The following is an 11,918-nucleotide window of genomic DNA, read 5'->3' as shown; positions in this document are numbered from 1 at the left end:
TGAATTGTTGAAGGATTAAACACAAATAGGTGAATAGTGGAACTAAATGAACAGAACAGATTGACCTATTTCCGGACATGGGATGTAGAAAGTGATTTTAAATATTACGAATTCGATGGAATCCCTTGCTTGTACTAAATTCAGGAAAGGACCAGGGAAAGACATAAAAAGTAATTTGGGCAATACTTTATAAAAGAATAAATAAACGATTATTAACGTAGTCATATAAGTGGAATATCGTCAATGATCCTTTGTGATTGTTGTACCACAAATAGAGCGCATTAATTAATTAAATGAATAGAAGACAATTTATAGGAACAGCAGGAAGTGCTTCCCTGCTACTACTTTTAACAAGAGGAACTGTGGCTTATGCTAGCTTCAAAGAGAAGAAGGGGAATGGTGAGTTTGTCTTTCTTGAAGCAGAACAATTTAAAGACCTAGGTGGATGGGATTTGGATCAACAAGTTATGGATCAAATGGGTTCGCCTTATTTACTTGCCCATGGATTGGGGATTCCAGTGAAAGATGCTTCGACAGAAGTGAAATTTCCATCAATTGGAAAATACCGTGTTTGGGTTCGTACTCGTGATTGGGTCGCTCCATGGAATGTCCCAGGCGCACCGGGAAAGTTTCAATTACTTGTTGATGGAACCCCACTTGAAGAAACATTTGGAACTAAGGGTGTTGACTGGCATTGGCACGATGGTGGGATTGTAAATGTAAATAAAAAAGCGAGTATTGCTTTACACGATTTAACAGGTTTTGAAGGACGTTGTGATTCTATTCTTTTTTGTAAGGATTTAGATTTTGAACCATCAAATGAATTGGAAACCCTTACTGCTTTCAGAAGAAATTTATTGGGTCTCCCTGAACAACCAGAAGAAGGAGGATATTATGATTTCGTTGTAGTAGGGGGGGGATTTGCAGGAACTTGTGCCGCAATTTCAGCTGCAAGGAATGGGCTGAAAGTGGCACTTATACAAGATCGACCGATTTTGGGTGGTAATGGAAGTTCTGAAGTACGTGTATGGCCTGAAGGAAGAACCCAACAAGAACCTTTTCCACATATTGGGGATATCGTAAATGAAATTGCCCCTGATTTAGCCCAACCTAAGTATGGTTCAAGAAATGCTGTCGGTGGAATCGCCTATAATGATGAACGTAAACTAGAGGTTGTGAAGAATGAACCGCGAATTACGCTCATGATTGAAGAAAGGGCTATTGCAGTTGAAAATAGCAACAATAAAATAAACGCTATAGTTATTCAAAACACGAAAACAGCAAGAAGGAAACGTATCAATGCCAAATATTTTGCGGATTGTACTGGTGATGCATCGGTAGGTTTCCTCGCCGGTGCTGATTATGAAATATCCAGTTCTGGTATAATGGGAATGTCTAATCTGTGGAATGTACTTGATGCTGCAAATGAAGAAGAAGTTCTCAAATGTGAGTGTAAAGACAAAACAGCATTAACAATGTCTTGTGAAATAGGAAAAGTCGAACAGCCTTTTCCAAGATGTCCCTGGGCTATCGACTTGAGCAATAAACCCTTTCCTGGACGTAAAGGCTATAAAGGACAATGGGGCTCTAAAGATCCATTGGGAAATTTAGGTGGTTGGTTTTGGGAAAGTGGTTTTGATAAAGACCCTATAACTGATATTGAAAAAATTAGGGATCTAAACTTTAGAGCCATGTATGGAGCTTGGGATGCATTAAAAAATGTTGACCATCTCTATCCAAACCATCGTTTAGGTTGGTGCGCATTCATTGCTGGAAAACGTGAATCCAGGAGGCTATTAGGGGACGTTTTGCTAAGTGCTGATAATTTCAAATTACGAAAGCAATTCCCAGACCCAGCATTCCCTTGTTCCTGGCATATAGACATACATACCCCTCATGATAAATTTGATGAAGGGTTAAAAGGCCAAGAGTTCATTTCAAAAGCAACTGAAGGCGAGGGATATTCCTATGAAGGAATCTATTGGGCTCCTTACAGAACGCTATACAGTAGAAACATCAAGAACCTATTTATGGCCGGTAGGGATATTAGCGTTACTAGAGATGGCATAGGTCCAATCCGTGTAATGCGTACTTGCGGAATGATGGGGGAAATAGTGGGCAAAGCCGCTTCAATTTGTGTTAAACGAAACGTTTCTCCCCGTGGAGTTTATGAAAAACAACTAGATGAATTAAAAGTCCTCATGTCTAAGCCTGGAAGTGAACGAATATAGATTTAGGTGAAGGGGATTTGAGATTTAATCATTGACGTGTAATAACAAAGGAAACTGTTGAGCAAGCCCTTTCTCAGAAAAAGACGGACTGAATTGGAAGGTGAATTTTCGGTTCCTTGGCGAAGCTGTAAACAGGTCCCAAACGACACTTTTGACAAAAACCTTAAAAGCAAGCTGTTCCGCCCCGCTAATGGAGTGTTTTAATAAACTACAGGTATTTCTTCAGGTTAAAGGCGATTGCTGGGGGGTGTATCACCTTGATGGCCTGTTCCAGTACGATAATGTTTATCTTGTGCATACCGATGAACTGGGTCAAGGTGTAGAAGGGGCTACCGTACTTTGTCGGTTGCCCTGTATATGTTGTAAGCTCCCCTTAAAACCGAACTGTTTAAAAGTAGAATTGATTAACTATAATTTTATGTAAATAAATGATAAAGAATTAGTTAGGATACTTGCTGGGCAAACCAAATCAGAATTAAAAGTTTAAATAAACGATAGAATTTTAAGATTAAAGAAAACAATCAAAAAGGCGCCTTTTCACTAGGCTTCCTAGCCGTAGCCTTCCATTCCCCATTCACTTTCACAAGTTTGAAAATACCCGGAGTCTTATCATAAGAGGTAGAGTATTTTACCCATGCTATTTCACCTTTGATTCTTTTATCGATAATTTTGAAGTTTGGTCCCGAATTTTTAGGCTTGGCAAACATTTTCTGAAGGCTTGAGAATGTTTGGAATCCCTCGGGAGTGGTATGATTTTTTAACGATGCTTCGTCGCCCTGGTAGAAACTTTCTGCTACGATTTTCGCGAAGGTGGTAGGAGCTGCTTCTTGAGTTTCCGAACAATACTTAAATAATAGCCCAATTGTGAATAGGGTTATTTTTTCATTAAGTTCCAAGAGAGCTCTGCGGTCGTAGTGCAATAAACCCAAAATAGTATTGAAAATGTTGTGGTAGAGCGCATAGTTGACGTCTTAAATTGTTAAACAATAATTGAGACGAAAGTCAAATCAACTAAGCAAGGAATTATCCTTAATCTAGGTCAAGATAAAAAAATGTAGACGGTTTAACTACTGACCTCTATAGATAAATATACCTATGAACATATTATAGAAGAAATTGACATGTATTGCTTATCATCAAATAATCCGCTACCAGTTTCTTGTCAAAAATTATCAAACTCAACAAACTCTTTTCTAAAGGTGAATTTTGTAAATAGTTGAAAGTTTACTTCAGTATCCCTACTTTTTCATGGTGTGTAATAAAATGTAATTTCAAATCTTCTTCAAGAATGGTTTCACCATTTTTCTGAATTCTCGATAGCACCAATTGTGCTGCCAATTCGAACACTTCTTCCAAGGGACGACGTCCTGATGAAATGGGTATATCATATTGCACTTGTAATCATGAAAAGATTATCCTTAACCATTATGAGCTTGGAGCGTACAATCTATAGGATTATAAAATCATTAAAATAGTGTCAGACTGAATAATAATTAAACTTCCTACTATTTATAATTAGATATTTTAAAGGAAAATAATGATGGTTATGATATCATAAGAGTTATTTGGCATGTAATATTGGATGTTCAGTCAATTGTATCAATGAGCTGATTTTGTTATTTACAATATCATAACCGGTACTGTTTCTATCCAACCAAATAGCCTTCATTCCTGCATCACGGGCACTAATGTAATCCAATGGGTAGGAATTGCCTATATAAAGACAATTTGACATATTTGTGTTTAATTCATTAGCTGCATATTGGAATATTCTTTTGTCCGGTTTTGAAAATCCTACCTTATCGGAAATAAAGATTTGTTTAAAGTATTTCATGAGGTTATTGTTCTTCAATTTGTAGATTTGATCGGCATAACTCCCGTTTGAAATAATCATTAATTCAAATTTAGATAATTGTTGTAGAGTTTTATTGGTGTCGTCAAAATTAAGGCACGAATTCAAAAAATACTTGTCATACTTTTCGTAAATTTTCTTAGCAGATCCCCTATTTAATTCGGCTCCACAAATTTCCCAAAATTTTTGAATTCTTGCGACTCTTTGTTGTTCTAGTGATAGTTCGCCTTTAAAATATAATTCCAAAAATTGATTGGTAATATTGAGCCAAATATGACTAATATTAAATTTTGGTTGCAAGTTGGGGAAGTAGTCCTGGTAAATAAGGTTGATTGCTTTTATATGGCCTTGTTCACTATCTACCAGAGTGTCATCTAAATCAAATATGATATACATTAAGGGATGTTTATTGCAAATTAAATTAGAAGCTATTTCTCTTGATTAGTCGAAAATCACATTTTATTTTTGCGAACGATTTATTTAGTATCATTTGAGCAGCAAGTTCACCCATCTGTTCAAAATCTGTAGAAAGTACTGTTAGTCCGTTCAGGATGATTTTGTTGAGTGGCGACTCGTTGTAGGAGACAATACCGATTTCATTGCCTATACCAAACCCTTTGGACCTTGCAGCCTCAACAAGTTCAATAAGTTCGTTGTCCAATTGACCGTTTAGAATTAGAAAAACTTCATTTTTATTGATCTTTTCTGGATCGACCTCACGGTGGAACTCGTACTTTATATCATAATCCGAACAAAATGCTTTTATGCCGTTGTGGAGATAGGGAGCATATAGACTTCCCGGCATTGAGATTATATTCAATTTCTGAAATTTCCTCAAGGAATCAAGCCCCTGTTCGAGACCGTCATAAATATCCTGTCGGTAATCTTGGTATATGGAGCCGTAATTTCCCGGTAGTTGGGCCAAGTTGTGGTCGAGCAGTATCAATTTTCTATTGGGTACTTTTTTCAAGATATTGAGGGCTCGTTGTTGAATATCCTGGGTCAGAGGAAAATGAGAAGTGATTACGTAATAATCAAAGTGATCCAGACTATCCTCTAGAAAACTTTCAAAAGAGGTAATGTCCTGATTGTGCAGCCGGATGGTTATTTGGGCATTGGTACCTAAAGTGTCGGAAAACGCGTTGAACATTGTCTGCTTATAGGTGCCCAATCTGTCCAATATCAACAATATTTTGGTCTTATGATTATCATCGAAGGATATATGATAACCTTTGCCCTGTGTTGATTCCAAGAAATTTTTCTGTCTTAAGATTGAATAGGCCTTTTTTACTGTTTCCTTGGAAATATTCAACTCTGAGGACAAATCATTCAACGACGGGACATAATCGCCTTTCTGGAAAACCCCAACCTCTATTAAATGTTGGATATTCTTTACCAATTGCTTATAAATCGGTTCCTTAGAATCTAAATCAATTTCTATTTTGCTTTTCATAAAAATATCGACGAATTAACTTGGTGTTATTTTAAGGTTGGGATTTTCAAATCGATTATGGCCGAACAATCACCCTAAAACGATATGATAACACTCCACTACACCACAGAATACAGTCTTTATGTAAGGGACTTATCAGGCAAAGCTCTTATAAAATTTTTAAAGTTGAAAGAAAAGTAGGGATTAAAAGTTTTTCAATTGAAATCCGGACCCAAGGTTTCCCACCGTGTAGGACCGTTGCCTTTTAAAAAAAAACACGGTTCCCACATACAATGTTACCCATCATTAGTAAGCGCAATGGATTATGGATATTGATCAATAAGCAGGGTTGAGCCTTGTCTATACTGTTTCTTACCCGATAATAAAAGCCCTATGAGTACTTAAGTATTTCATTAATAATAATGGAAGGATGACACTGAAAACTTATTCGGTCTTTTATGAATAACGTAATTATGCTTTGTTGTTTTTGGTTTTATGAAAAAAAAACAACTAATTCTTTTGAAAAGAAAATTATATATATATTTGCTCAAATACTACACTACACCACACCTAATTAGAACAACTAAACTATTAAATCAATGTTAACGTAAATTTAAAGTAAGTATGAACAACACAAATGAATTAAACGCCAAGAAATGCGTTTTCGGTTTGCTGCGAAGAGCACTTCATATTATTATTTTTGCATTTCTCTGTACAAATGCTGCTGCCCAAAACACAGTGGTCTCCGGTTCTGTTACGGATGAAAGGGGGACTCCGTTACCGGGGGCCAATATTGTTGAAAAAGGAACCATAAATGGGGTGACAGCCGATTTTGACGGTAATTTCTCGATCAACTTAATCAATGAACAAGCTACCCTAATTGTTTCCTATTTAGGGTTCACTTCTAAAGAAGAAATGGTTAACGGCCGATCCAAGTTAATTCTAACCCTGTCGGAAAGTGCCACAAGCTTGGATGAGGTGGTGATAATTGGCTATGGTACACAAAAACGCAAGGCAGTGGGGTAATTAAATTCCAAAGTAGTATTATAATCAAAAATTGTGTTTAATATGATCAATAAAATAAAATCGTTTTTAAAAATATTTCTAGGGATAACTACATTTTTACTGGTTTCATGTACTAGTCCCGATGTTGATATTTACATTGCTATCAATGGCAATGACCTCTCTGGAGACGGCTCTTTTAGTAGTCCATTCAGGACCCTAGAGAAAGCTAGGGATGAAATAAGACAACTTAAAAAAGAAAATAAAAAAATAAAAAAAGTTCATGTCTATTTGCGAGAAGGAACTTATTTCAGGGATAACTCTTTCGAATTGTTAGAGTCGGATTCAGGGAAGGAGAATTATCCAATTGTATATACAGCTTATAAAAAGGAAAAAGTTATTGTTCATGGAGGCTTTGGATTACCTGTTGAAAAAATCGAAAATATTAAAGATTCATTGGTCTTTAATAGATTTGAAAAAGGTGTTAGGGATAAAATAATGAGCCTAGACATAAAGGAATTGGGAATAGAAGATTATGGACAAATGCGTCCTGTAGGTTTTGCACGACCATTTGGTCCTTCATGGGCCGAAATTTTTGTAAATGGACAACCTTTATCGTTGGCTCGCTGGCCCAATGATTCCACTATTGCTATGGGGGAAGTATTGGACAAGGGATCTATACCGCGCAATGGTGATTTTAGTAATAGGGGTGCCGCATTTAAATTTGGCACGGAGCGTCCCAAAAATTGGAAAAGCCATAGTGACATCTGGATTTCGGGCTATTTCTTTAGAGGTTGGGCCGAGGATGCAGTTGAGTTGGCAGAAATCGACACCATTAAAAGTATATTCAAAACTAAGCAGCCATCTTTGTATGGTTTTGGATCCGGACTAAAATTTCAGCGCTGGTATGCTTATAATATCTTGGAAGAAGTTGATGTTCCAGGAGAATATTATTTAGACCGTACCCATGGCAAATTGTATTTCTACCCACCCGAAGAAATTAAGACATTGGAAATTTCTGTATTAAAAAAACCTTTAATTAGCATAAAAGGTGCTTCAAATGTTCAAATTATTGGAATTCAATTTGAGTGTTCTAGAGGAATGGGGGTTTATATGGAACGCACGGAAAACAATAAGATTCAAGATTGTACTTTCAGAAATTTGGGTATTGTAGGTGTGTGTATTGGAAAAGGCATTGAACCATTCAAGGATTTGGCTCATGAAGGCAAAGGAGAACCTGCTTCAGAAAAAATAGGCAGTTATCTACAGCATATATATTCCGATCCATTATTTAATAGAGAAGCTGGGCATAACAATGGGGTCGTGAATTGTAATATATATAATACTGGAGCCGGAGGTATTCATTTGGGCGGAGGTAACCGTTTAACGTTGGAACCCGGGAACAATTATGTGGAGAATTGCACGATTCACGATTACAACCGTATTGAAAAGTCGTATCGGGCAGGAATAAATATAAGTGGTGTAGGGAATAAAATAATGAACTGTGAAATCTATAACGCTCCCAGTATGGCAATTTTAATGCATGGAAATGATCATTTATTCGAATATAATGAAATTCACCATGTCTGTCGGAAAGTCCATGATCAAGGTGCTTTATATTACGGTCGAGACCCTTCAGAAAGAGGACATAAAGTAAGGTATAATTATTTTCATCATCTAAACAGTCCGCATGCCACTTCTGCAGTATATCATGATGATGGTGCCTGTGGCATGGAAGTATATGGAAACATTTTTTATAAACCCGGAAAAATACCTGTACTCATTGGTGGTGGTATGGACAATTCCTATACTAATAATATTTTTATTGATGCAGAATTAGGTATACATATAGATAATCGCAATCAGAATTGGTCCAAATCTGTCTTGGACGAAAATGGGATTTATGATAAACGATTAAACGCCATAAATTTTCAAAAACCGCCATACAGTACAAGATATCCCCACTTAAGTAAATATTGGGATGATAATCCGGCCCTCCCAAAGAGGAACCCAGTCTCAAAAAACATTTTTGTTAATGTTAAAAAAACTATTGATGGTGATAAGGAATGGTTGCCTTTTTTGAATGACAATTGGGTTACCCAAGAAGATCCTGGATTTGTTGACGCAGAAAAGGGAAACTTTATGTTACTAAAAACCGCCAAGGCGTTTAAAAAGATTCCAGGATTTAAATCGATTCCTTTTGATAAAATAGGTGTAAATAAAAATTTAAAGTAATTACTCTAGACCATTAAAATGCAAATAAGAAACATTTATACAGCATTGCTCTTAAGTTTTATGTTTTTTTCAGGGTATTGCCAGGAAAAAAAGAAGACTGAAGATCATTTTTCCAAAATAGGAACCCGTAAGACTTCCACAAGAATTCATTTACTAGAGGAAAAGCTACCTCCCGTATTGGCCAATCTTTATTTACCTAAAATGAGTGGTAAAAAAAGTGCTTTCCAACCTATGGATAAAATGGACACCCCTGAAGAACTTAAAAGGGAACTAAGTTTGATGGATGCTAAATTCACCCCTTTTATGGCGAATTTCGCCCCAAAACTAAAGGCCACGAGAAAGCAACTTCAATTTAATGAACTGCAATGGCGCATTGAAACCGTTCAAGATCAGCAAAATTTTACAGAAACCTTACAAGGGAAAGGGGATTGGACCAATGTAAAGATTCCACATTATGGCCCTCCTGAGGGAAGAGCAACCACTTATTATTTCAAGACATTTGAACTTGATTCTGAAATGCTAAATTTTGAAAGTCAGTTTATTTGTTTTAAGGGAGTTGATTATCGTACAAAAGTTTTTATAAATGGGGCCTTGGTAGGTGTACACGAAGGATTTTTTGCTCCCTTTGAATTTAATATCAGTAAACACATCAAATCCGGTGTCAATACTGTTTTGATCAAGGTTGAAAACGATTTTTCCACGCTGGGCTCGCCTGATGCAGTTGGGGCCAAACAAATTGGCAATAAAATATATGCAGCAACCGGTTTAGGCTGGGACGACCCTGATAGTGGCTGGCATCATTGTCCCCCTGGAATGGGAATCTATCAGGAATGTTATATTGAATCTAGAAACCCTATTCATATTAATGACGTATTTGTTCGTCCACTGCCGAAAGAAGAAGCTGCTGAAGTCTGGATAGAGGTCAATAATTTTCACAAAGAGTACAAAAAGGTAAAATTCAACCTAAGTCTTTATGGCCAAAATTTCAAGGATACCATATTTCAAAATTTGGAATACATACCTTCTACAACCTATATCCCTGGTGTTGGTGATTTGGCCAAACCTTCGGATTGGCAAACAAGTCAACTGGAAATGGGCTATGGTGTGAATTTTTTGAAGGTGAAAGTTCCTGTGAAATCTCCTAAAATTTGGAACAATGAACATCCATGGTTGTATCAATTGCAAATAAACTTGTTTGACAAGGCTGATAAATTAACAGATAACAAAGCTACCCAATTTGGTATGAGAACTTTTGCCATAGATACCATAAGCGTACCCAAGGGACAGTTCTATCTTAATGGCGAAAAAATAAAACTTCGTGGTGCCAATACCATGGGGTACATGCAACAAGATGTTTTTAAAAAAGATTGGAAACAGTTGAAAGAAGATATTCTATTGGCAAAAATCTGCAATTTGAATTTTATTCGTTTGACACAAAGACCTGTACAGCCAGAAATTTATGAATATGCGGATAAATTGGGGATTATGCTTCAAACAGATTTACCTCTTTTCGGTAGTCTAAGACCCAACCTTTTTGCAGAGGGGATTAAACAAGCAGGTGAAATGGAAAGGTTGGTACGGAACCATCCGAGCAACATTATGGTTACCTATATGAACGAACGATTTCCTAATGGGGAAGGACATCCACAGAGAAATATGTCCGAAGTTGAGGAATATTTGCGATTTTACAAGGCATGTGATCAAATTGTACTTCAACTAAACCCTGATCGTGTAATCAAGCCTGCAGATGGGGATTACGACCCTCCTTCACCAGGACTACCGGATAGCCACATGTATAACATTTGGTATAACGGACACGCCTTAGGATTGGGAGAACTACATAAAGGATATTGGCAAAAGGTTAAACCAGATTGGTTTTACGCCTGTGGGGAATTCGGTTCGGAAGCTCTTGACAGTTATCAGGTAATAAAGAAATATTGGCCAAAAACATGGTTGCCCAAGAATGAAAACGAACAGTGGTTTCCTGATAAAGTTGTTAAAGCACAAACAAATCGATTTCATTATATGTGGTATCCAACCCCGGTAACTTTGAAAGATTGGATTAATGTAAGCCAAAACCATCAAGTATGGGGTACACGCCTGGTAACCGAAGCATTTCGTAGAGACCCTAATATGATGTCGTTCGCCATTCACTTATTTATAGATGCTTGGCCGGCGGGTTGGATGAAAGCCCTAATGGATGTTGATCGGATACCCAAAAAAGCTTGGTTCACCTACCGTGATGCGTTAGCCCCTATAATGGTGAACCTAAGAACAGATCGATACAAATTTTATGAAGGTGAAGAAATAAACATTGAAGCATGGTTAATGAATGACTTAAATATCATTCCGGAAAATCATAAAATAAAATGGCAATTGGAACAAAAAGGCAAAGTAGTCGCTTCATCAGAATCGATTCCTGATTTCCCCTTAAACAGTTCTAAATTTCAAGGTTTTATAAAATTTAAAGCTCCCGAAGTCACTAAGCGTAGTAGTTATAATTTACGTATGGCACTATTTAATGAAAACAGCGAAGCTATTTCGGAATCACTTATTGAATTAGAAATATTTCCAGAAATAAAAACAGACGAAAACCTAAAGGTATTCACTGCAAACCCAAAAGGTAAAGTGGGAAACTTATTAAAGGAATTAAGGGAGGAAAATAATTTGGACATTGCGAGTTCAAAGGTAATATTAATAGATGAAATAAGTTTCTATGAGGAGAATAAGCAAGAAATCGATAATCTGGTCAAACAAGGCAAGACTGTGGTTTTTTTAGAACTTCCTGTAGGCGAATTTACTATTGGTCGTGATCAAGTAGTCGTTGAAAAAACGGTCATGGGTCAGTACTATTTTGTTTCTCCACAAACAGACCATTCCATTGTAAAAGATGTCCAACCTTTTGATTTCAAATTTTGGTACAATGATTCCAAAGGGTTGGTAAGTCCAATTTTGTCCACATTGTTAAAAGTAGATGGTTCATGGGAGCCAATTTTAAAAACTGGAAAAACTACATGGGTAGATATTTCAGGAGAATATGCCGCAGCCATGGAAATGAAAAGTGGTTTGGGCAAATATAGAATATGTCAGTTAAAATTAAATAATCGTATTAAATCCAATCCAACAGCCTCAATATTTGTAAGGCGTTTGTTGACTAAATAATTAA

The 11,918-nt window shown here is 36.7% G+C and carries 8 protein-coding genes; 4 read left to right on the top strand and 4 right to left on the bottom strand.

Annotated elements, in window-relative coordinates; translation table 11 throughout:
- The first annotated feature begins 293 nt into the window (after positions 1-293).
- Positions 294-2,231, top strand: coding sequence for an FAD-dependent oxidoreductase (locus HPE56_RS08465; protein WP_188243338.1), 1,938 nt, complete (start codon positions 294-296; stop codon positions 2,229-2,231).
- A gap of 521 nt (positions 2,232-2,752) precedes the next feature.
- On the opposite strand, the gene HPE56_RS08460 is transcribed toward HPE56_RS08465, so the two are convergent.
- The 4 genes from HPE56_RS08460 to HPE56_RS08445 all read right to left on the bottom strand — a co-directional run bounded on the left by HPE56_RS08460 (position 2,753) and on the right by HPE56_RS08445 (position 5,536).
- Positions 2,753-3,160, bottom strand: coding sequence for a hypothetical protein (locus tag HPE56_RS08460; protein ID WP_223170246.1), 408 nt, complete (start codon positions 3,158-3,160; stop codon positions 2,753-2,755).
- Positions 3,161-3,455: 295 nt separating this feature from the next.
- Positions 3,456-3,626 carry a hypothetical protein gene (locus HPE56_RS08455; protein WP_188243337.1) on the bottom strand — a complete coding sequence of 57 codons (171 nt, stop codon included), beginning with the start codon at positions 3,624-3,626 and terminating at the stop codon, positions 3,456-3,458.
- 166 nt (positions 3,627-3,792) lie between these two features.
- Complete coding sequence (locus tag HPE56_RS08450) at positions 3,793-4,479, bottom strand: HAD family hydrolase (RefSeq protein WP_188243336.1); 687 nt, start codon at positions 4,477-4,479, stop codon at positions 3,793-3,795.
- A gap of 25 nt (positions 4,480-4,504) precedes the next feature.
- Complete coding sequence (locus tag HPE56_RS08445; protein ID WP_188243335.1) at positions 4,505-5,536, bottom strand: GntR family transcriptional regulator; 1,032 nt, start codon at positions 5,534-5,536, stop codon at positions 4,505-4,507.
- 603 nt (positions 5,537-6,139) lie between these two features.
- Between HPE56_RS08445 and HPE56_RS08440 the strand changes: the two genes are divergently transcribed.
- The 3 genes from HPE56_RS08440 to HPE56_RS08430 are packed head-to-tail and all read left to right on the top strand — an operon-like array spanning position 6,140 to position 11,914.
- On the top strand, positions 6,140-6,541 hold the full coding sequence (locus tag HPE56_RS08440) for a carboxypeptidase-like regulatory domain-containing protein (protein ID WP_188243334.1): 402 nt from the start codon (positions 6,140-6,142) through the stop codon (positions 6,539-6,541).
- 42 nt (positions 6,542-6,583) lie between these two features.
- Positions 6,584-8,752, top strand: coding sequence for a right-handed parallel beta-helix repeat-containing protein (locus tag HPE56_RS08435; RefSeq protein WP_223170245.1), 2,169 nt, complete (start codon positions 6,584-6,586; stop codon positions 8,750-8,752).
- A gap of 18 nt (positions 8,753-8,770) precedes the next feature.
- On the top strand, positions 8,771-11,914 hold the full coding sequence (locus tag HPE56_RS08430; protein ID WP_188243333.1) for a glycoside hydrolase family 2 protein: 3,144 nt from the start codon (positions 8,771-8,773) through the stop codon (positions 11,912-11,914).
- Positions 11,915-11,918: the final 4 nt, after the last annotated feature.

Source organism: Maribacter aquimaris, from assembly GCF_014596745.1.
Lineage (GTDB): Bacteria > Bacteroidota > Bacteroidia > Flavobacteriales > Flavobacteriaceae > Maribacter_A > Maribacter_A aquimaris.
This window is presented reverse-complemented; position numbering and strand designations above follow the sequence as displayed.